At 64.5% G+C, this 22,023-nt stretch carries 16 protein-coding genes and 1 pseudogene; 11 read left to right on the top strand and 6 right to left on the bottom strand.

The window, feature by feature from the left end:
* The first annotated feature begins 114 nt into the window (after positions 1-114).
* The 4 genes from pimD to ACSHT2_RS16670 all read left to right on the top strand — a co-directional run bounded on the left by pimD (position 115) and on the right by ACSHT2_RS16670 (position 5,122).
* Entirely contained in the window at positions 115-1,257 is a 1,143-nt protein-coding gene (pimD, locus tag ACSHT2_RS16685) for a pimeloyl-CoA dehydrogenase small subunit (protein ID WP_440642513.1), read from the top strand.
* A 140-nt stretch (positions 1,258-1,397) separates the two neighbouring features.
* Complete coding sequence (locus tag ACSHT2_RS16680) at positions 1,398-2,171, top strand: SDR family NAD(P)-dependent oxidoreductase (RefSeq protein ID WP_440642511.1); 774 nt, start codon at positions 1,398-1,400, stop codon at positions 2,169-2,171.
* A 391-nt stretch (positions 2,172-2,562) separates the two neighbouring features.
* Positions 2,563-4,065 (top strand): glycerol kinase GlpK, encoded by a 1,503-nt coding sequence (gene glpK / locus ACSHT2_RS16675; protein WP_440642509.1) that lies wholly within the window; start codon positions 2,563-2,565, stop codon positions 4,063-4,065.
* Positions 4,066-4,528: 463 nt separating this feature from the next.
* Positions 4,529-5,122: a GNAT family N-acetyltransferase gene (locus ACSHT2_RS16670; RefSeq protein ID WP_440642508.1), complete on the top strand. Its 594-nt coding sequence runs from the start codon at positions 4,529-4,531 to the stop codon at positions 5,120-5,122.
* Between the two features lie 21 nt (positions 5,123-5,143).
* Here ACSHT2_RS16670 and ACSHT2_RS16665 read toward each other — a convergent pair whose 3' ends face one another.
* Both ACSHT2_RS16665 and ACSHT2_RS16660 read right to left on the bottom strand, forming a co-directional pair.
* The gene (locus ACSHT2_RS16665; RefSeq protein ID WP_440642506.1) at positions 5,144-5,473 is read right to left on the bottom strand and encodes a hypothetical protein; all 330 of its coding nucleotides are present in this window, start codon (positions 5,471-5,473) and stop codon (positions 5,144-5,146) included.
* Between the two features lie 13 nt (positions 5,474-5,486).
* On the bottom strand, positions 5,487-6,434 hold the full coding sequence (locus ACSHT2_RS16660) for a threonine/serine dehydratase (RefSeq protein ID WP_440642505.1): 948 nt from the start codon (positions 6,432-6,434) through the stop codon (positions 5,487-5,489).
* 33 nt (positions 6,435-6,467) lie between these two features.
* Between ACSHT2_RS16660 and ACSHT2_RS16655 the strand changes: the two are divergent.
* Positions 6,468-6,746: pseudogene (locus ACSHT2_RS16655) on the top strand (glutathione S-transferase C-terminal domain-containing protein); the annotation flags it as partial.
* Between the two features lie 285 nt (positions 6,747-7,031).
* Here the strand turns inward: ACSHT2_RS16655 and metH are convergent.
* Both metH and metF read right to left on the bottom strand, forming a co-directional pair.
* A complete protein-coding gene (gene metH, locus ACSHT2_RS16650) occupies positions 7,032-10,886 on the bottom strand; it encodes a methionine synthase (protein ID WP_440642503.1) in 3,855 nt (1,284 codons plus the stop codon).
* Positions 10,887-10,892: 6 nt separating this feature from the next.
* Positions 10,893-11,804: a methylenetetrahydrofolate reductase [NAD(P)H] gene (metF, locus tag ACSHT2_RS16645; RefSeq protein WP_440642502.1), complete on the bottom strand. Its 912-nt coding sequence runs from the start codon at positions 11,802-11,804 to the stop codon at positions 10,893-10,895.
* A gap of 375 nt (positions 11,805-12,179) precedes the next feature.
* Here metF and ACSHT2_RS16640 point away from each other — a divergent pair, with 375 nt between their 5' ends.
* Entirely contained in the window at positions 12,180-13,193 is a 1,014-nt protein-coding gene (locus tag ACSHT2_RS16640) for an LLM class flavin-dependent oxidoreductase (RefSeq protein ID WP_440642501.1), read from the top strand.
* Positions 13,194-13,305: 112 nt separating this feature from the next.
* Here ACSHT2_RS16640 and ACSHT2_RS16635 read toward each other — a convergent pair whose 3' ends face one another.
* Positions 13,306-14,163: a prephenate dehydratase gene (locus ACSHT2_RS16635; RefSeq protein WP_440642500.1), complete on the bottom strand. Its 858-nt coding sequence runs from the start codon at positions 14,161-14,163 to the stop codon at positions 13,306-13,308.
* A 37-nt stretch (positions 14,164-14,200) separates the two neighbouring features.
* Entirely contained in the window at positions 14,201-14,941 is a 741-nt protein-coding gene (locus ACSHT2_RS16630) for a 3-deoxy-manno-octulosonate cytidylyltransferase (protein WP_440642499.1), read from the bottom strand.
* 219 nt (positions 14,942-15,160) lie between these two features.
* Here ACSHT2_RS16630 and ACSHT2_RS16625 point away from each other — a divergent pair, with 219 nt between their 5' ends.
* The 5 genes from ACSHT2_RS16625 to ACSHT2_RS16605 all read left to right on the top strand — a co-directional run bounded on the left by ACSHT2_RS16625 (position 15,161) and on the right by ACSHT2_RS16605 (position 22,021).
* A complete protein-coding gene (locus ACSHT2_RS16625; protein WP_319328907.1) occupies positions 15,161-15,715 on the top strand; it encodes a c-type cytochrome in 555 nt (184 codons plus the stop codon).
* A gap of 213 nt (positions 15,716-15,928) precedes the next feature.
* Positions 15,929-17,830 carry an extracellular solute-binding protein gene (locus tag ACSHT2_RS16620; protein WP_440642498.1) on the top strand — a complete coding sequence of 634 codons (1,902 nt, stop codon included), beginning with the start codon at positions 15,929-15,931 and terminating at the stop codon, positions 17,828-17,830.
* Between the two features lie 14 nt (positions 17,831-17,844).
* Positions 17,845-19,728: an extracellular solute-binding protein gene (locus ACSHT2_RS16615; protein ID WP_440642497.1), complete on the top strand. Its 1,884-nt coding sequence runs from the start codon at positions 17,845-17,847 to the stop codon at positions 19,726-19,728.
* A gap of 2 nt (positions 19,729-19,730) precedes the next feature.
* Complete coding sequence (locus ACSHT2_RS16610) at positions 19,731-20,840, top strand: microcin C ABC transporter permease YejB (RefSeq protein WP_440642496.1); 1,110 nt, start codon at positions 19,731-19,733, stop codon at positions 20,838-20,840.
* The gene (locus ACSHT2_RS16605) at positions 20,840-22,021 is read left to right on the top strand and encodes an ABC transporter permease (protein ID WP_319328914.1); all 1,182 of its coding nucleotides are present in this window, start codon (positions 20,840-20,842) and stop codon (positions 22,019-22,021) included. The genes ACSHT2_RS16610 and ACSHT2_RS16605 overlap by 1 nt, the downstream gene beginning before the upstream one ends.
* Positions 22,022-22,023 lie beyond the last annotated feature (2 nt).

The raw sequence follows: 22,023 nt of genomic DNA, 5'->3' as shown, positions 1-22,023 counted from the left end.
AACCCGGAATCCATCGGGCCGCATACGCTGAGGCGAAATGGATTCCGGGCCTGGCCCTACGGGCCATCCCGGAATGACGAAGTCAAATAAGTCCGGGTACGAGGAACCAAAGAAATGGATTTTGACCTGTCCGAGGAGCAGCGGCTTCTCAAGGAAAGCATCGACGGCCTGCTGACCGATTCCTACGATTTCGAGCAGCGCAAGAAATACATGAAGGAGAAGGGCGGCTGGAGCAAAGCGGTCTGGCTCAAGCTCGCCGAGCAGGGCCTGCTCGGCCTGCCCTTCGCAGAGGCCGATGGCGGCTTCGGCGGCGGCGGCGTCGAGACCATGATCGTGATGGAGGCGCTCGGCAAGGCGCTGGTGCTGGAGCCCTATCTCGCCACGGTCGTGATCGGCGGCGGCTTCCTGCGCCATGCCGGTACCGATGCGCAGAAGGCCGCGCACGTGCCCGCCATCATCGACGGCAGCAAGACGCTCGCCTTCGCTCAGCTCGAGAAGAACTCGCGCTACGATCTCTTCGACGTCTCGACGACCGCGAAGAAGAAGGGCGATGGCTGGATCATCGACGGCGAGAAGTTCGTCGTGCTCAATGGCGAGAACGCCGACACGCTCGTCGTCACCGCGCGGACCAAGGGCGATCGCCGTGACGGAAGCGGCATCGGCGTGTTCCTGGTGCCCGGGACCGCCAAGGGCGTCGCCAGGAAGGGCTATCCGACCCAGGACGGCCTGCACGCCGCCGACATCACCTTCACCGGTGTCGAGGTCGGTGCTGACGCCGTGCTGGGCAATCCCGAGGATTCCCTCGCGCTGATCGAGCGCGTGGTGGACGAAGCCCGCGTCGCGCTCTGCGCCGAGGCGGTCGGCCTGATGGACGAATCGCTCACGACCACGGTCGAGTACATCAAGACGCGCAAGCAGTTCGGCGTCGCGATCGGCTCGTTCCAGTCGCTCCAGCACCGCGCCTCCGACATGTTCGTCGCCGCCGAGCAGGCGCGCTCGATGTCGATGTTCGCGACCATGGCTGGTGATTTCGAGGACGCGAAGGAGCGCACGAATGCGATCGCCGCGGCCAAGGTTCAGATCGGCAAGTCGCTGAAATTCGTCGGCCAGCAGTCGATCCAGCTCCACGGCGGCATCGGCATGACCATGGAGGCGAAGATCGGCCACTACTTCAAGCGCCTCACCATGATCGAGAACACCTTCGGCGACACCGAATATCACCAGCGCCGCGTCGCCGATGCGGGCGGGTTGATCTAGCTACTCGATGACTGTCATCCCGGGGCATCGCGAAGCGATGAGCCCGGGATCCATCGTGCGGCATCGTGCGCGGTGAAATGGATTCCGGGCTCGCGCCAAGAGGCGCGCCCCGGAATGACGAAAGAGAGAGGGCGCCCCCCATGAAAAACACCCCGTTCGATCTCACCGGCAAGGTCGCCGTGGTCACCGGCTCCAGCCGCGGCATCGGCCGCTCCTCCGCTGAACTCCTCGCCAGGCTTGGCGCCAAGGTCGTGGTCTCCTCGCGCAAGGCCGACGCCTGCAAGGAAGTGGCCGACGGCATCAACGCGTCCGGCGGCGATGCAACCGTCATCCCCTGCAACGTCGCGCGCAAGAGCGAGGTCGAGGCGCTGATCGCGGGGGCCACGAAGCACTACGGCAAGATCGACATCCTCGTCTGCAACGCCGCCGTCAATCCCTATTACGGCCCGCTGCTCGACATCACCGATGAAGCCTTCGACAAGATCATGGGTTCGAACGTCAAGAGCAACATCTGGCTCTCCGCGCTCGCGATCCCGCAGATGGCGGAGCGCGGCAACGGCTCCGTCGTCATCATCTCCTCGATCGGCGGCTTGCGCGGCTCCACCGTGATCGGCGCTTACGGCATCTCGAAAGCCGCCGACTTCGCGCTGTGCCGTTCGCTCGCCGGCGAATGGGGCCCGAAAGGCGTCCGCGTCAACTGCATCGCGCCCGGCCTCGTCAAGACCGATTTCGCCCGCGCGCTCTGGGAAGACGAAGCCAACCTCAAGCGCCGCACCGCCACCACGCCGCTTCGCCGCATCGGCGAGCCCGAGGAGATCGCCGGCGCGGTCGCCTATCTCGCCTCCGATGCGTCGAGCTTCATGACCGGCCAGACCATCGTCATCGACGGCGGCGTGACGACGGCGGCAGTGTAGGCCTCTCACGACGTGCAATTGCACCGACGCTGCGCTTCCCTTGCCCTCCCCTGGAGGGGCAGGGCAATCGCATATGAGGAAACGCGGCGGGAAATTCGCCTGCGGCCATCCTTCGAGACGCCCGCCTCCGGCGGGCCCTCAGGATGAGGGCGGAGTGTGCAGCAGCAGTTTCAAAGGACACCGCTTTGGCGAAGCCTCATCCTGAGGAGACCGCAAAGCGGTCGTCTCGAAGGACGAGGCGCTTGCTCAAGCCCGTCCGAAAAGTCATATGCGATAGCCCTGCCCCTCCAGGGGAGGGTAAGCGAGTCCAATCTTGACCTTCCGCCTCCAATCCGCTCCCCTTTGGCGCGACACAATGATCCTCCGCAGGGAAACGCCAAGGTAAGCCGCCATGTCTTTCGTCCTCGCCATCGACCAGGGCACCACCTCCTCGCGCGCGATCGTGTTTCGCGGCGATATTTCCATCGCGGCAAAGGCGCAGGCCGAATTCCCGCAGCACTTTCCGGCCTCGGGCTGGGTCGAGCACGAGCCGGAGGACATCTGGACCTCGACGGTGATGGTCTGCCGCGAGGCGATCGCGCAGGCCGGCATCGGCGCAAAGGACATCGCCGCGATCGGCATCACCAACCAGCGCGAGACCACCGTGGTGTGGGACCGCGCCACCGGGCAGGCCGTGCACCGCGCCATCGTCTGGCAGGACCGCCGCACCGCCGACATCTGCGCGAAACTCAAGGCAGAAGGCCGCGAGCCCGTGATCTCGCAGAAGACCGGCCTGATCATCGATCCCTATTTCTCCGGCACCAAGGTCGCCTGGATCCTGGACCACGTCCCCGGCGCGCGCGCCCGCGCCGCGCGCGGCGAATTGATGTTCGGCACCGTCGATTGCTACCTGCTCTGGCGCCTCACCGGCGGCAAGGTGCACGCCACCGACGCCACCAACGCCTCGCGCACGCTGCTGTTCAACATCCACACAGGGCAATGGGACGACGAGCTGCTGGAGATCATCGGCGTGCCGCGCTCGATGCTGCCCGAGGTGAAGGATTCCTCCGCGCGGTTCGGCGAGAGCACGCCCGACCTGTTCGGCGGCCCGATCGCCATCTCCGGCATCGCCGGCGACCAGCAGGCCGCCACCATCGGCCAGGCCTGCTTCCGCCCGGGCATGATGAAGTCCACCTACGGCACCGGCTGTTTTGCCTTGCTCAACACCGGCACGACTCCCGTGGTGTCGAAGAACAAGCTGCTCACCACCGTCGCCTACCAGCTCGACGGAAAACGTACCTATGCGCTCGAAGGCTCGATCTTCGTCGCAGGCTCGGCGGTGCAATGGCTGCGCGACGGCCTCGGCATCATCAAGCACGCCGCCGAGACCGGCCCGCTCGCCGACCAGTCCGACTCCATGCAGAGCGTCTATCTCGTCCCAGCCTTCGTCGGCATGGGCGCGCCCTACTGGAATCCGCGCGTGCGCGGCGCGCTGTTCGGCCTCACCCGCAACACCGGGCCTGCCGAGCTCGCCCACGCCGCGCTCGAAAGCGTCTGCTACCAGACCTTCGATCTCTGGGCCGCGATGCGCGCGGACTGGCCGAGCTCGGAAACCGCCAGCGTCGTGCTCCGCGTCGACGGCGGCATGACGGCGTCGGACTGGACCATGCAGCGCCTCGCCGATCTGCTCGATGCCCCCGTCGATCGCCCCGTGATCCAGGAGACTACGGCATTGGGCGCCGCCTACCTCGCCGGGCTTCAGGCCGGCGTCTATCCCGAGCCGACCAAATTCGCCGACAATTGGCGATTGGAGCACCGCTTCAAGCCGAACATGAGCCAAGCGACAAGAGAGCGGAAGCTCGCCGGCTGGGCGAGGGCAGTGAAAGGCGTGCTCGCGAGCGATGAGGGGGAATGACAAGCAAGCAGCCACCTTCGCGTGAGGCGAGCACGAACGTTGGGCTCCCTCTCCCGCTTGCGGGGGAGGGCTGGGGTGGGGGTGTCTCCGCGGCGGGATTGAAGATGACGGAGGGCTCCCCGCGCGGAGAGAGTTTTCGCTCGCCGCGTCGGGATGATGCCCCGCATCGCCCTGCGTGTCGGCCTCTCCCGCAAGCGGGGGTACAGCTATCGCATACACGAAGAAAAACGTAGCGGGCAGTTCGCCTGCGGCCCATCCTTCGAGACGCCCGCCTGCGGCTGGCCCTCAGGATGAGGTCGCGTTTTGCGGTGAGATATTGGACCCTCATGGTGAGGAGCCCGCCAAAGCGGGCGTCTCGAACCATGCAGGCCCGGCTCATCCGGCAACCTCCCACTGTCATATGCGATAGCCCTGCGCGAACGGGTGAGCCGAACAAGGTAGTTTCAGTGAAGGACCACATCTCATGATCCTCCCCGACGGCTATTCCGACGTCCCCAACGGCAAGATCGCTGCCGTCGTCACTCATCTGGAGATGACCACACCTCCCGCGCGCCGCGCCGATCCGCCCGGCGGCTGGACCCTGCGCAAGGTCGACGCTCCCTCGCTTCATTGGTACCGCGACATCTTCCGCCGCGTCGGCGAAGACTGGCTGTGGTTCTCGCGAGCCCGAATGAATGACACGGAGCTTGCCGCGGTCATCCACGCACCTGATGTCGAAGTCTACGCACTGGTTGCGGATGGCCGCGACGAAGGCCTGCTCGAGTTGGACTTCCGCGAGCCCGGCCAGTGCGAGCTGACCTATTTCGGCGTCACCGCACCCTTGATCGGCACCGGCGCCGCCCGCTTCCTGATGAACCGCGCGCTGGAGCTTGCCTGGTCGCGCGATCTCCGCCGCGTCTGGGTCCACACCTGCACGCTCGATCATCCGTCGGCCGTCGCCTTCTATCAGCGCTCCGGCTTCCGCCCCTTCCGCCGCCAGATCGAGGTGGCGGATGATCCACGCCTCGACGGCACAGCGCCGCGCGATGCGGCGAAGCATGTGCCGATCATCGAATAGTGCACGGCTGCCTCCCCACCGTCATTCCGGGGCGCGCCACTTGGCGCGAGCCCGGAATCCATTGGTCAGCAGGAGGCGATGCATGATGGATTCCCAGATGTGCAATTGCGCATCATAGCTCGCGCTTCGCGCGCCCCGCTCGCAATCGGCGGGCCGGCGTGGGCGCGCGTCCATGTTCATGATGTCGCAGCGGAGCACGCCCTGTCCGTTATCGCTGAAGAACTGGCAGGCGATGTTCTTCGACGGCGTCAGGAAGCCGATCGGGCGGTCGTCGATCTGGCGGTCCTGGGCTTGGGCGGCGCCGATCATCGGCAAGAGGATCGATATCAGGATCAGTCCGCGCGATCCCACATGCCATTCCCAATCACCTGTCGAAATTCACCGCTGTGGTGTTGGCGCCGCAGACCAGAACCGCGACGCGCTCGGTGGGTGAGGGACGATAGCGGCCGGACAGCAGCGCGGCAAAGGCAGCCGCGCCGCCGGGCTCGGCCACCAGGCGCAAGCGCGACCACAGGGCGGCCTGCGCCTGCCGGATTGCATCGTCGCTGACGAGGACGACGCGTTCGACATGGGCGCGTGCGATCGGAAACATCAATTCGCCGACGCGCCGCGGCGCAAGGCTGTCGGCGGCAATGCCGCCGGCTGGCGCATCGACCGGAGCGCCTGCCTCGAACGCGGCGTGCAGGGTTGGCGATTGCTCCGGCTCGACCGCGACGATGCGTGTCCTGCCGGCGTACCACGCCGCAATGCCGCCAATCAGCCCGCCGCCGCCGACCGCCACCAGCAGCGTGTCGATGCCGGGCGCATCCTGCTCCAGCTCCAACCCGACGCTGCCCTGGCCGAGCAGGGTTTCGGCCTGATCGTAGGCATGGACGGCCAGCGCGCCGGTCTGGGCGACATGCGCCTCGCTCGCGGCGAGCGCATCGGCGTAGCGGCTGCCCGCGATCACGAGCTTTGCGCCGTAAGTCCTGATCCGCTCGGCCTTGGCCGGCGAGGTGATGTCGGGCACGAAGATCGTGGCGGGAATGCCGAGCCGCTGCGCCGCATAGGCGACAGCCGCGCCGTGATTGCCGCCGGATGCGGCGACGACACCGGCCTGCGGCACCTGCCGCAGCAGCAGGTTGGCGAAGGCGCCGCGCGCCTTGAACGATCCGGAATGCTGCAGCATCTCGAGCTTGAAGGTGACGGGTGCGGCCGGCAGGCCGAAATCGGAGAGATCGGCCTGAACGAGGGGCGTGCGCCTGATATGCGGACGGATGACGGCTTCGGTCGCCGCAATCCGCTCCCGCGTGATGTCCATTGTCGCTGTCATGATGCCGTCGAGGATACCGCAAGGAAACGTTGACAACTCGCGCTGTGGGTCGAGCGCTGTCAGGCGCAGATCGCGGACGTGCTCGCCGTGCTGGAAGCCGAGCGCGCCAAGGTGACGACGCCGTACTGGCTGGGCGACCGCATCGGCCATGCCGACGTCGCAGTCGCCTGCGTCGTCCGCTTCACCCGCGAGGCACACCCGCAGCTGTTCGACGCGGCACGCTATCCGGTGCTTGCGGCCCATGCCGAGCGCTGCGAGGCGCTGGCTCCGTTCAAGGAGATCGTGCAGCCCCTGGCGCCGCCGAAGGGGTGATTATCCCGATGTCATTCCGGGGCGCGCGAAGCGCGAGCCCGGAATCCATCGTGCGGCGGATGATGCGGAGAAATGGATTCCGGGCTCGCGCCAAAAGGCGCGCCCCGGAATGACGGCGAGTGGCGAGGCCGAGCTTAAGACCGGCGCAGCAGCCGATGATGGAATATTACTGCTGTTTTGCCCGACGCCGCAATTCGTTTCGGCAAGACCGAAATTGCTCAAGCTTTTCAACCCCATTGCTACTGTGCATGGGGTTGTTTTCGCAGTTTTTGTTTGGAGACGCGGCTAACCCGCCCCCGCGCGCTTCTTCTGCCAGACGAGGTGCACCGCGCAGGTGCAGCCCGGCGGGTGCGAGGCGAGGTCCTTGGGGGCCTCGTCATTCGCGGGTGTCGCCGCAAAGGTCTTGTCGCTCGCGCTCTGCTGCGAGGGAATGTAGTTCAGCACCGGTGCCAGCCAGCGTTCGGTCTCCGCCACCGTCATGCCCTTGCGCGCCGCGTAGTCCTCGACCTGGTCGCGCTCGATCTTGCCGACGCCGAAATAGAAGCTCGCAGGGTTCGCGAAATAGAGCCCCGATACGGACGAGCCCGGCCACATCGCAAAGCTCTCGGTCAGCTTCACGCCCGCCGTGTTCTCGGCGTCGAGCAGTTCGAACAGCGTCGCCTTCTCGGTGTGATCGGGCTGGGCGGGATAGCCGGGCGCGGGACGGATGCCCTGATACTTCTCCAGGATCAGCTCCTCGGTCGACAGCGCCTCGTCCGGCGCATAGGCCCAGAACTCGCGGCGGACGCGAGCATGCATGCGCTCGGCGAAGGCCTCGGCGAGGCGGTCGGCCAGCGCCTTGCACAGGATCGAGGAGTAGTCGTCGTTGGCGCTTCTGAAGCGGTCGGCGACCGCGTCCTCGCCGATGCCGGCGGTGACGACGAAGCCGCCGATATAGTCGGGCACGCCCGCGGGCGCGATGAAGTCGGCGAGCGCGGCGTTGAAGCGGCCCTCGCGCTTCTCGAGCTGCTGGCGCAGCGTGTGCAGCGTCGCGATTGGCCTGGTCCGGCTTTCGTCGGCATAGAGCACGATGTCGTCGCCTTGCGCATTCGCCGGCCAGAAGCCGATGGTGGCGCGGGCCCGGAACCATTTCTCCCTGACGATGGTGTCGAGCATCTTGCGCGCGTCGTCATAGAGCGAGCGCGCGACCTCGCCGACCTTGGCGTCGTCGAGGATGGCGGGGAAGCGCCCGGCGAGCTCCCAGGTCTGGAAGAACGGCGTCCAGTCGATGCAGTCGACCAGCTCGGCGAGATCGTAGTCTTCGAAGCTGCGGATGCCGAGGAAGGTCGGCTTCACCGGCTTGTTGGCGGCGAAGTCGACCGGCACGCGGTTGGCGCGGGCGGCGTCGAGCTTCAGCCGCTTCTTGTCCGCCTGCGCGCGCAGATGCGCCTCCGAGATCCTGGCGTATTCGGCCCGCACCTCGGCGGCATAGGTCTCGCGCTTCTCGGGCGAGAGCAGCGAGGACGCGACGCCGACGGCGCGGCTGGCGTCGTTGACGTGCACGACGGGACCGGCGCGATAGCTCGGATCGATCTTCACGGCGGTATGCACGCGGCTCGTGGTGGCGCCGCCGATCAAGAGCGGCAGCTTGAGGCCTTCGCGCTGCAATTCGCCGGCGAAGAACGCCATCTCGTCGAGCGAGGGCGTGATCAGGCCTGACAGCCCGACGATGTCGGCCTTCTCGGCTTTCACGGTCTCGACGATCTTGGCCGCCGGCACCATCACGCCGAGGTCGATGACCTCGAAATTGTTGCACTGGAGCACGATGCCGACGATGTTCTTGCCGATGTCGTGGACGTCGCCCTTGACCGTCGCGAGCACGATCTTGCCGGCGGACGAGGAGCCCTCCGTGCCGATGCCGTTCGCGAGGTTGCGCGCCTTCTCTTCCTCCATGAACGGCATGAGGTAAGCAACGGCCTGCTTCATGACGCGCGCGGATTTCACCACCTGCGGCAGGAACATCTTGCCGTCGCCGAAGAGGTCGCCGACCACGTTCATGCCAGCCATCAGCGGTCCCTCGATCACGTCGAGCGGACGCGAGGAAGTCTTGCGGGCCTCTTCAGTGTCCTGCTCGATGAATTCGGTGATGCCGTGCACCAGCGAATGCGACAGCCGCTTCTCCACCGGCCATTCGCGCCAGGCGAGATCGGCTTCCTTGCCTTCGGTCTTCTTGCCGCGGAATTTCTCCGCCAGCGCCAGCAGGCGTTCGGACGCGCCGGGATCGCGGTTGAGGACGACGTCCTCGCAGGTCTGGCGCAGTTCGGGATCGATGTCGTCATAGACGATCATCTGACCGGCATTGACGATGCCCATGTCCATGCCGGCCTTGATGGCGTGATACAGGAACACCGAATGCATGGCCTCGCGCACCGGCTCGTTGCCGCGGAACGAGAACGACAGGTTGGAGACGCCGCCCGAAACGTGGGCGCCCGGCAGGTTCTGCCGGATCCAGCGCGTCGCCTCGATGAAGTCGACGCCGTAATTGCTGTGCTCCTCGATGCCGGTCGCGATCGCGAAGATGTTCGGATCGAAGATGATGTCCTCGGGCGGGAAGCCGACGCGGCCCACCAGGATGTCGTAGGCGCGCTTGCATATCTCGGTCTTGCGCGCGAACGTGTCGGCCTGGCCGGCCTCGTCGAACGCCATCACGACGACCGCCGCGCCGTGGCGGCGGGCGATCTTCGCCTCGTGAATGAACTTGTCCTCACCTTCCTTCATCGAGATCGAGTTGACGACCGGCTTGCCCTGCACGCATTTCAGGCCGGCCTCGATCACCGAGAATTTCGAGGAGTCGACCATGACGGGGACGCGGGCGATGTCGGGCTCTGCGGCGACGAGGTTGAGGAAGGTCACCATCGCAGCTTCGGAGTCGAGCAGGCCCTCGTCCATGTTGACGTCGATGATCTGCGCGCCGTTCTCGACCTGGTCGCGCGCGACCTGCAGCGCGGCGGTGTAGTCGCCGGCGGTGATCAGCTTGCGGAAGCGGGCCGAGCCCGTGACGTTGGTACGCTCGCCGACGTTCACGAACGGGATCGCGTCCGTCAGCACGAAGGGCTCGAGGCCGGAGAGCCTTAGGCGCGGTTCGATCTCCGGCACGATGCGCGGCTTGTGCGGGGCGACGGCGGCTGCGATCGCCGCGATATGGTCCGGCGTGGTGCCGCAGCAGCCACCGACGATGTTGACGAGGCCGTCGCGGGCGAACTCGCCGATCAGGCGCGCCATGTATTCGGGCGTCTCGTCATACTGGCCGAACTCGTTGGGCAAGCCTGCATTGGGGTAGGCGCACACCAGCGTGTCGGCGACGCGGCCGATGTCGGCAATATGGGCGCGCAGATCTTCGGCGCCGAGCGCGCAGTTGAAGCCGATGGTGATGGGTTTTGCGTGCCGCACCGAATTCCAGAACGCCTCCGGCATCTGGCCCGAGAGCAGGCGGCCGGACTTGTCGGTGATGGTGCCCGACACCATCACGGGCACGTCGATGCCGCGTTCTTCCGTGATCTCGGCGATCGCATAGAGCGCCGCCTTGGCGTTGAGCGTGTCGAAGATGGTCTCGACCAGCAGCAGATCGACACCGCCGTCGAGCAAGCCGCGGATCTGCTCGCCATAGGATTTGCGTAAGTCGTCGAAGGTAACGGCGCGGTAGCCGGGATTGGAAACGTCGGGCGAGATCGAGGCGGTGCGGTTGGTGGGGCCGATGGCGCCGGCGACGAAGCGCGGCTTGCCGTCTTCGGCGGCGACGCGCCGCGCGGCATTGCCGGCGAGGCGGGCGCCTTCGCGCGCCATCTCGTTGACGATGTCGGCGAGGTCGTAGTCGGCCTGCGCGATCGAGGTCGTGGAGAAGGTGTTGGTCGCGACGATGTCGGCGCCTGCGCGCAAGTACGCGGCGTGGATGTCTTCGATGGCCTGCGGCTGGGTCAGGATCAGGAGGTCGTTGTTGCCGCGCAGGTCGCGATGAAAGGTCTTGAAGCGCTCGCCGCGGAAGGCGGCCTCGTCGAGCTGGAGGTTCTGGATCATCGTGCCCATGGCGCCGTCGAGCACGAGAATGCGTTCGCGCGCGGCGTTGAGGAGGGCGGTTCGCTTGGCGGATACGGGTACGGTCATCTGATCTTACGCAGCCTTCTGGGCGGTCTTGGCGCGAATGCCGAGCAAATGGCTGATCGCGAATACGAGATCGGCGCGGTTCATGGTGTAGAAGTGGAAGGTGTCGACGCCGTGCTTGGCGAGCTTCTGCACCTGGCCGGCCGCGACGGTTGCGGCCACCAGCTTACGCGTCTCGGCATCGTCATCGAGGCCGTCGAATTTCGCGGCGAACCAGTCCGGCACGGTGGTGCCGGCGCGGGTGACGAAATTGCGCGCCTGCTTGAAATTGTGCATGGGCATGATGCCCGGCACGATCGGGATGTCGATGCCGCGGGCACGGACGCGATCGAGATAGCGGAAATAGAGGTCGTTATCGAAGAACACCTGCGTGATCGCGCGCGTCGCACCCGCATCGACCTTGGCCTTGAGCGTGTCGATGTCGGCGTCGAAGTCGCGCGCCTCGGGGTGCTTCTCGGGATAGGCCGACACGGAGACCTCGATGTCGCCATGCCGCTTCTTGATTCCCGCGACGAGGTCGGCCGAGCTCTGGTAGCCGTCGGGATGGCTCGAATAGGGCGTGCCGATGCCGCCGACGGGATCGCCGCGCAAGGCCACGATGTGGCGGACGCCGACCTCGTGATAGCGGTCGACGATCTCGTCGATCTCGCCGCGCGAGGCGCCGACGCAGGTCAGATGCGCCGCCGGCAGCAGCGCGGTCTCCTTCAGGATGCGCGCGATGGTGGAATGGGTGCGCTCGCGGGTCGAGCCGCCGGCGCCATAGGTCACCGAGACGAATTTCGGCTCGAGCGGGGCGAGGCGCTTGATGGTGTCCCAGAGATTGCGCTCCATCTCCTCGGTCTTGGGCGGAAAGAACTCGAAGGAGATCGCCGACCGCTTCAGGTGCCCGTCGGCTGTCGCAGGCGTCGTCACGTCAGTCATGGCACCACTCACTCCAATTTCCGCCGGCCCGGGGGTCTAGCTTGGGAGTGCCTAAGATAGGGCAAAGGCAGGTTGGTCGACAGCCCATCATTGATGGGAAATGGCCCACTATCCGTTCGATACCTTCAATTTGTAAGCTATAACGCTTTGTTGTGGGAAGGTCGCAGAGAGACTAAATCTGTTTATATTATAAGATTTTGCTTGGTTTCTTGCGCCTTCGCTTTGTCAGTTTTAGTGGTGGGCAGTATGAAGATGCCGTGTTTCAGATGTATTTTGGCCCAACGAGCATCTCTCGTGACGGCCCGCTCGTCCGTACCGTCAGGCCTGCGCAGCCCGCCATTGCCGCCGCACCGTCATCCATTACGCTAACGCGCCATGATCCCGCTCTCAGTCCTCGACCTCTCCGTCGTCACCACGGGCACCAAGCCCGCCGCGGCGCTGCGCAACAGCATCGATCTGGCGCGCCACGTCGACGGGCTCGGCTATGTCCGCTACTGGCTCGCCGAGCATCACAACCTGGCCTCCGTTGCGAGTCCCGCGCCTGATGTGATGATCGGGCAGATCGCGGCGGTGACCAAGCACATCCGCGTCGGCTCCGGCGGCGTGATGCTGCCCAACCACGCGCCGCTGGTGGTGGCCGAGCGCTTCAAGATGCTGGAGGCGCTCTTTCCCGGCCGGATCGATCTCGGTCTCGGTCGCGCGCCGGGCACCGATGGTGCGACGGCCTACGCGCTGCGCAGCCGGCTCGACCGGCGCGAGGGCGACGATTTCCTGGAGCGCCTGCACGAGTTGATTCTGTGGGAGACGCGCGAATTCCCTGCGGGACACCCCTACAACAACGTCGTCGCGATGCCCGACGACACCAGGTTGCCGCCGATCTGGCTGCTCGGCTCCAGCGACTATTCCTCGGAACTGGCCGCACAAGTCGGCATGGGCTTCGCCTTCGCCCATCATTTCGCCACCCACGACGCGATCGATGCGATGGTGCATTACCGCAATCGTTTTCAGCCCTCAGCCTGGTGCGCGAGTCCGCATGCCATTCTCGCGGTCGCCGTCATTACGGCCGATACCGACGAGGAGGCCGAAAGGCTCGCCTCTTCCTTTGACCTCAACCGGCTGCGCCGTGACCGCGGTCAATATCTGCCGCTGCCGAGCGTCGAGGAGGCGATGGCCTATCCGTATACGGACGCCGAGCGCACCTCGATCTTGCGCAACCGCTCGCGCCTGTTCGTCGGCAGCCCCGCGACTGTGCAGAAGAAGCTTCAGCCGCTGATTTACGCCAGCAAGCCGGACGAACTGATGGTGATCACCGCCGTGTACGACCACGAGGCGCGCAAGAAATCATATTCGCTGCTGGCGGAGGCGTTCGGGCTTAGAGCGGCTGCGTAGCCGTTGATTGTCATTCCGCGGCGACGCGAAGCATCGAGCTCAGGTGCGCAATTGCGCACTCTGGAATCTCGAGATTCCGGGTTCACGCTTCGCGTGCCCCGGAATGACGGGATTAGTCCTGCGTCTCGCTGAACGTCGCGCGGAACGGATGTCCCGGATATACGCCGACGATGCGGAATTCGCGCGAGAAGAATTTCAGCTCTTCGATCGCGAAGGCGAGGCCCTTGTCATCGGGATGGCCGTCGACGTCGGCATAAAACTGCGTGGCGAAGAAGTTGCCGTCGACCATGTAGCTCTCGAGCTTGGTCATGTTGACGCCGTTGGTCGCAAAGCCGCCAAGCGCCTTGTAGAGTGCGGCCGGCAGATTGCGCACCCGGAACACAAAAGTGGTGACCAGCGGGCCCGCGCCTTGGGCCGCCCATTTCGGCTCGCGTGCCAGCACTACGAAGCGGGTGGTGTTGTGCGCCTCGTCCTCGATATCCTCGGCGAGGATGTCGAGGCCGTAGATCTTTGCGGCGAGACGCGAGGCGATCGCGGCCACGGTCTTGTCCTTGCGCTCGGAAATGTCGCGGGCGCTGCCGGCGGTGTCGGCGTGGACGATCGGCTTGATGCCCAGCTTGCGGATGATGCGCCGGCACTGGCCGAGCGCATGAACATGGCTCTCGACGCTCTTGATGTCTTCGAGCCTGGTCCCCTTCACCGCCATCAGCTGATGCCGGACCGGCAAGAACCATTCGCCGATGATGAAGAGGCCGGAGGCCGGCAGAAGGTGATGGATGTCGGCGACGCGGCCGGCGACCGAGTTTTCGATCGGGATCATGCCGAGATCGGCTTCGCCCGACGAGATCGCCGACAGCGCGTCCTCGAAGGTGGCGCAGGGCATCGGTTCGGCCTCGGGATAGGCCTCGACGATGGCGATATGGGAATTGGCTCCAGGCTCGCCCTGGAATGCGATTTTCAGCTTGCTCATGTCTTGAAGTGCTCCTGCTCGGCCTTGTAGCAGCGGCTCAGGATTTGGAAAGGATGCTGCGGGCGGTTTCGAGATCGGGCGGCGTGTCGACGCCGCGGGGGACGCTGTCGACGATCATGATATCGATGCGCATGCCGGCCTCGATCGCCCGCAACTGTTCCAGGCTCTCCTGGCGTTCCAGGGGCGAAGGCGGCAGCGACACGAACCGCTCCAGCGCCGCGCGGCGATAGGCATAAAGGCCGATGTGGTGGTATCGCGGTCCGTCGCCGTAAGGGGCAGTGGCACGCGTGAAATAAAGTGCCCGCAACCGCTTCGGCCCGATCGGCGAGCCGATGGCCTTGACCACGCTCGGCGCGAGGTCCTCCTCCTCGGTGTGGATCTGCGAGGCCAATGTGACGATATCGACCGCGGGGTCGTCGAACGGCGGCAACACCTCGCGGATCGTTGCCGGCGTGATGGTGGGAAAATCGCCCTGGAGATTGATCACGATCTCGGTCTTGCCCTCGGGATCGAGCTTTTGCATGGCCTCGTGGATGCGGTCGGAGCCCGACGGGTGCTCGGAGCGGGTCATCACGGCCTCGCCGCCATGGGCAGTGACGACCGAGGCGATCTCCGGCGTGTCGGTTGCTACCGCGACCCGGCCGATTGCAGCGGCTTCGGCCCGGCGCAGCACATGCACGATCATCGGCAATCCCGCGATATCGGCGAGCGGCTTGCCCGGCAGGCGGGTGGCGGCCATGCGGGCCGGGATCAGCACCAGGATGCGAGGATCGATCATCGGGTCAAGAGCCTGGAAACGGGGCGTTTTCCGCGCCGAGAAATGGAGTGGGGACGGGCTGAAAGCCGGCTCGCTTATACGGGTTGCCAGACCCCGGGCAAACCGATATCTCAATGGCAAAACTCGGGGAAACAATAAGGAACGCTTTGATTCTCCCGAGGCTCGTCCTGGCGGCCGCTTGGGCCGCTGTTTCCTTCTTGCGGTGGGGCCTGGCCGGAAATGGACTCTTTCGAACTCAACAAGATTCTCGGTGCCGTGCTCGGCACCTGCCTCTTTCTGCTGGTGACGAGCTTCACCGCGAGTGCGCTGTTCTCCCCTAAGATGCCGGAAAAGCCGGGCTTCGAGATCGCCGTAAAGGAAGATGCCGGCCACGGCAAGGAAGGCGCCGCTGCGGCGGCACCGTCCGAGCCGATCGAGAAGCTGCTCCAGACCGCCTCCGTCGAGAAGGGCGCGGCGGCCGCCAAGAAGTGCGGCGCCTGCCACACATTCGAGAAGGGCGGCCCGAATCGGGTCGGTCCGAACCTCTATGGCGTCGTCGGCGAGCCAAGAGGCCAGGGCCGTGGTGGCTTCAACTTCTCGGCGGCCATGAAAGCCAAGGGCGGCAACTGGACGTTCGACGACCTCAACAAGTTCATCGCCAATCCGAAGGGCTTCATTCCCGGCACCGCCATGGGCTTTGCCGGCATCCAGAAGGATTCCGAACGCGCCGACGTCATTGCCTACCTGAACTCGCTGTCGGAGCATCCGCAGCCGCTTCCGACGGCCTCGAAGTAAGGCCTCAAACCCCGATTTCGGAAGATGCGGCCAGGCTGAAAAGCCTGGCCGTTTCGCTATCCGGGCCTTGCGACGACGTTATCGGGGCGTTTGGCCGCATCTGCCAGGCAGTCCAGCCTTCCAAGATGAGGAAAAAGCAACATATTTTCCGTCGAAACCTCGCCTATATTGGAAACTTAAAGGAGTAGCCTCCTTCAAGACAGGGATGTTGATTTGGCCATTACCCGACGCGATCTTCTGCTCACCGGCACTGCGGCCGCAGCGCTCCCCGCCCTCGGTTCCGTCGCGGGCGTTCCCGTCGTCGGCGCGGCCGAAGCGCAGTCTTCCAATGAGCTGCCCTGGCGCCACGCGCTGTCGCTGTTCGGAAAGGTCAAGTACCCCGCCGACTTCAAGCGCTTCGACTACGTCAATCCGGAGGCGCCCAAAGGCGGCATCGCGCGCCAGATCGCCGTCGGCACGTTCGACAATTTCAACATCGTCGTATCAGGTGTGAAGGGGCAGGTCGCCGGTGCCGTCGCCTTCATCTACGAATCCCTCATGACGCCCTCGCTTGACGAGGTCTCGACCGAGTACGGCGCGCTGGCCGAAGCGGTCAGCCACCCGGACGATTTCTCCTTCGTCACCTATCGTTTGCGGTCGCAGGCGAAATGGCATGACGGCAAGCCCGTCACGCCGGAGGACGTGATCTTCTCGCTCGATTCCTTCAAGAAGCATCACCCGATGTATTCGGCCTATTACAGCCATGTGGTGAAGGCCGAGAAGGTCGGCGAGCGCGAAGTGAAGTTCGTATTCGACGCGCCCGGCAACCGCGAATTGCCGCAGATCGTCGGACAGCTCACGGTCTTGCCGAAGCATTGGTGGGAGGGGACGGACGCGCAGGGCCGCAAGCGCGACGTCTCCGCCACCACGCTGGAAGTGCCGCTCGGTTCCGGCCCCTACAGGGTCAAGGAATTTGTGGCTGGTCGGTCGATCGCGCTGGAGCGCGTCAAGGACTATTGGGGCCGCGACCTTCCCGCGAATGTTGGCCGCAACAATTTCGACGAGCTGCGCTACGAATATTTCCGCGACGCCACTGTCGCGATCGAGGCCTTCAAGGCCGACCAGGTCGATTGGCGCACCGAGAACAGCGCGAAGAACTGGGCGACCGCCTACGACTTCCCGGCCGTGACCGAAAAGCGGGTGATCCTCGAGGAGTTCGTCAACCGCAGTTCGGGCGTGATGCAGGCCTTCGTGCCGAACCTGCGCCGCGCCAAGTTCAGCGATCCCCGCGTGCGTCGTGCGCTCAACTACGCGTTCGACTTCGAGGAGATGAACAAGCAGATCTTCTACGGTCAGTACAAGCGCATCAGCAGCTATTTCGATGGCATTGAAGATCTGATGGCGACCGGACTGCCGCAAGGGAAGGAGCTCGAAATCCTCGAGACCGTCCGCGCCCAGGTTCCGCCCGAGGTCTTCACGACGGCCTACACCAATCCGGTTGGCGGCAGCCCGGAGGCCGTCCGGGAGAATCTTCGCGAGGCGCTGCGCCTGTTCAAGGAGGCCGGCTATGAGGTGCGCGACCGCAAGCTGGTCGACGTCAAGACCGGCGCCCAGTTCACCCTGGAATTGCTGAACTCGGATCCGAGCTTCGAGCGGATCACGCTGTTCTACAAGCCGTCCCTGGAACGGCTTGGCATTGCCGTCAGTGTGCGGACGGTCGATCCGACCCAGTACGAGAACAGGACGCGCGAGTGGGACTTCGATATCGTCACCAACTCGTGGGGCGAGTCGCAGTCGCCGGGGAACGAGCAGCGCGAGTTCTGGTCGTCCAAGACGGCCGATATCGCCGGGTCGCGCAACATCGGCGGCATCAAGAATCCCGCGATCGACAAGTTGATCGAACGGGTGATCTACGCCACCGATCGCGACGATCTGGTGGCCGCAACCAAGGCGCTGGACCGCGTACTGCTGTGGAATCACTATGTCGTGCCGCAGTGGACCTACAATAAGGTGCGCACCGCGCGCTGGGATCGCTTCGGCCGGCCGGCGGAATTGCCCAGATATGGTCAGTCCGGTTTCCCGTTCATCTGGTGGTACGACGCAGACAAGGCGGCGCGGATCGCAAAGAAGTCGTGAAGGACATTCCCCGCATGACGCAGATGTCACGCCGCCATGTGCTGGCCTTGGGTGTTGGCGGCGCCCTCGGGGCGTCCATTGGTGCGCCGTTGCGCAGTGCGTGTGCATCGGAAGTCGGGACCGAGGCTCACGGCATCTCTGCGTTCGGCGATCTCAAATATCCCGCCGATTTCCACCATTTCGACTACGTCAATCCGTCTGCGCCGAAGGGCGGCACGTTCTCGCTCATCCCATCGACGAGGTCGTATAACCAGTCCTACCAGACCTTCAACTCGCTCAACGCCTACATCCTCAAGGGCGATGGCGCGCAAGGCATGGACATGACCTTTTCGCCGCTGATGGTGCGCGGCAGCGACGAGCCGGACGCGATGTACGGACTTGCCGCAAAATCCGTGCAGATATCGCCGGACAGGCTGGTCTACCGCTTCACGATGCGGCCGGAGGCGAAATTTCACGACGGCACCAAGCTCACCGCGCATGATGCGGCGTTCTCGCTGACGACGCTGAAGGCCAAGGGCCACCCGCTGATTACCGTGCAGATGCGCGACGTGGTGAGCGCGGAAGCGATCGACGACGCGACGCTCGTCGTCACCTTTGCCAAGGGGCGCGCCCGTGACGTGCCGCTCTATGCCGCCGGACTTCCGATCTTTTCGAAAGCGTACTACGCGTCCCGGCCCTTCGACGAATCGACGCTGGACGTTCCGCTCGGCTCCGGTCCGTACAAGGTCGGCAGGTTCGAGGTCAACCGCTACATCGAATTCGAGCGGGTCAAGGATTGGTGGGCCGCCGATCTGCCGGTTTGCCGCGGCAGCTACAATTTCGATGTCGTGCGCTACGAGTTCTATCGCGACCGCGACGTCGCCTTCGAAGGTTTCACCGGCAAGAGCTATCTCTATCGCGAAGAGTTCACCTCGCGCATCTGGGCAACGCGCTATGACTTTCCGGCCGTGAAGGATGGCCGGGTCAAGATGGAGGTCGTGCCCGATGACACTCCGTCCGGAGCGCAAGGCTGGTTCATCAACACGCGACGCGAGAAATTCAAAGACCCGCGCGTGCGCGAGGCCTTGACCAATGCCTTCGATTTCGAGTGGACCAACAAGACCATCATGTACGGCGCCTATGCCCGTACGGTGTCGCCATTCCAGAACTCGGACCTCATGGCGGGCGATGCTCCGCCTTCGCCGGAAGAGCTGAAGCTGCTGGAGCCGTTTCGCGGCCAGGTTCCGGACGACGTTTTCACGGCACCATTCACGCCGCCGGTCACGGACGGCTCCGGACAAGACCGCACCCTGTTGCGCAAAGCACAGCAATTGCTGAACGAAGCCGGCGTGCCGATCAAGGACGGCAAGCGGATGCTGCCGAATGGCGAGGTGTTCAAGATCGAGTTCCTGTTGGACGAACCTTCCTTCCAGCCGCATCATGCGCCCTACATCAAAAACCTCGGGACGCTCGGTATTGAAGCGAACGTGCGCCTCGTCGATCCGGTGCAATACAGGGCGCGTCAGGACGACTTCGATTTCGACATGACGATCCAACGCTTCAGCATGTCCGCGACGCCAGGCGACGCCATGCGCTCGTTCTTCTCCTCGCAGGTCGCGAACACCAAGGGTTCGTACAATCTCGCGGGCATCGCTAGCCCGGCCATCGACGCCATGATCGAGAAAATCATGTCGGCTGACAGCCGCGAAGAGCTGACCGTCGCCTGCCGCGCTTTCGATCGGTTGTTCCGCGCCGGCCGCTATTGGGTGCCGCAATGGTACAACAAGACGCACCGGCTGGCCTATTGGGACCAGTTCGGTCATCCGCAGAAGCTGCCGCGTTATGCCAACGGAGTCGGCGCGCCCGACATCTGGTGGCATGAACCCGCCAAGGCGGCCAAGCTCGAGCAGGCAAAATAGCCATGAGTGCCTATATCGCCCGCCGCATCCTCCTGATGATCCCGACGCTGCTCGGGATCCTCTTCGTGTCCTTCATCGTCGTGCAGTTCGCGCCGGGCGGCCCGGTCGAGCGCGTGATCGCGCAGCTCTCGGGCGCCGACACCGGCGGCACGTCCCGCATTTCGGGCGGCAGCGATTTTGCGCAGCGCGCGCCTGGGCAGGTCGGTGCCGGGGGCGACGCCATCAACTCCAAATATCGCGGTGCGCAGGGGCTCGATCCTGATTTCATCAAGAAGCTGGAGGTGCAGTTCGGCTTCGACAAGCCGGCACCGGAACGCTTCGCGCTGATGGTTTGGAATTTCGCCCGTTTCGATTTCGGCAAGAGCTATTTTCGCGATGTCAGCGTGATCCAGCTCATCAAGGAGAAGCTGCCGGTCTCGATCTCGCTCGGGATCTGGCTGACGCTGATCACCTATCTGATCTCGATTCCCCTCGGCATCCGCAAGGCGATGAAGGACGGTACGCGCCTCGACACCTGGACATCGACCGTCCTCGTGCTCGGCTATGCCATTCCCGGATTCCTCTTCGCCATTCTTCTGATCATCCTGTTCGCCGGCGGCTCCTTCTTCAACTGGTTTCCGCTGCGCGGGTTGACGTCAGACGGGTGGTCGGAGTTTCCCTGGTACTGGAAGATCATCGACTATTTCTGGCATCTGACGCTGCCGCTGATCGCCATGGGCCTCGGCGCGTTCACCACCATGACGTTCCTGACCAAGAACTCGTTCCTGGACGAGATCCGCAAGCAATACGTCATGACCGCGCGCGCCAAGGGGTGCAGCGAGAACCGGGTGCTGTACGGCCATGTCTTCCGCAATGCGATGTTGATCGTGATCGCCGGCTTCCCCGGGACCTTCATCCACGCCTTCTTTTCAGGCTCGCTCCTGATCGAGACCATCTTCTCGCTCGACGGGCTGGGGCTGCTCAGCTTCGAGAGCGTGCTCAACCGCGACTATCCCGTGGTGTTCGGTACGCTTTACATCTTTTCGCTGGTCGGTCTCGTGATCAACCTGATCTCCGACCTGACCTATATGTGGATCGACCCCCGGATCGATTTCGAGGCGCGGGAGGTCTGATGACGCTGGCCGCCCCAACGACGCCGATCGAAACCACGGCGAAATCGCCGCTCGGCGGTTCGGTGCCGATCACGCGCAAGCCGTTCGCGCCTTCGCCGCTCAACAGGCGGCGGTGGCAGAACTTCAAGGCCAACCGGCGCGGCTACTGGTCGTTCTGGATCTTCATCAGCCTGTTCGTGATCTCGCTGTTCGCCGAGCTGATCGCCAATGATCGGCCCTTCCTGATCAAGTTCGACGGCCGGCTGTATTGGCCCGCCTTCGTGACCTATTCGGAAACGACCTTCGGCGGTGATTTCGAAACTGCGGCCGACTATCGCGATCCCTATTTGCAGAAGCTCATCAAGGACAAGAACGGCACAATCGTCTGGCCCCTGATCCGCTATTCCTACGATACTCACAATCTCGACTTGCCGACGCCGGCGCCGTCGCCGCCGACCTGGATGTTGACGGAGAAGCAGTGCCAGCCGGTGGTGGAGAAGAAGGGGCTGAAGAGCTGCCGCGACCTCGAATATAACTGGCTCGGCACCGACGATCAGGGCCGCGACGTGGTCGCGCGATTGATCTACGGCTTCCGCATCTCGGTGCTGTTCGGACTTTGTCTCACGATCGTCTCGTCCGTCATCGGCATCGCGGCGGGGGCGGTGCAGGGCTATTTCGGCGGCCGGGTCGACCTGATCTTCCAGCGCTTCATCGAGATCTGGACGGCGATTCCTTCGCTCTACCTTCTCTTGATCCTGTCCTCGGTCCTCGTGCCCGGCTTTTTCGTGCTGCTCGGCATCCTCCTGCTGTTCTCCTGGGTCTCGCTGGTCGGTCTCGTGCGGGCCGAGTTCCTGCGCGGGCGCAACTTCGAATACATCCAGGCGGCGCGGGCGCTCGGCGTCTCCAACCCGGTCATCATGTTCCGCCACCTGCTGCCGAACGCGATGGTCGCGACCATGACGTTCCTGCCCTTCATCGTGTCCAGCTCGGTGATGACGCTGACGGCGCTCGATTTCCTGGGCTTCGGCCTGCCGCCGGGATCGCCTTCGCTCGGCGAATTGCTGTCGCAGGCCAAGTCCAATGTGCAGGCACCCTGGCTTGGCTTCTCCGGCTTCTTCTCGGTTGCGATCATGCTGTCGCTGTTGATCTTCGTCGGCGAGGCCGTGCGCGACGCCTTCGATCCGCGCAAGACGTTCAGGTAGTC

This window comes from Bradyrhizobium sp. PUT101 (assembly GCF_052043945.1).
Taxonomy (GTDB): domain Bacteria; phylum Pseudomonadota; class Alphaproteobacteria; order Rhizobiales; family Xanthobacteraceae; genus Bradyrhizobium.
This window is presented reverse-complemented; position numbering and strand designations above follow the sequence as displayed.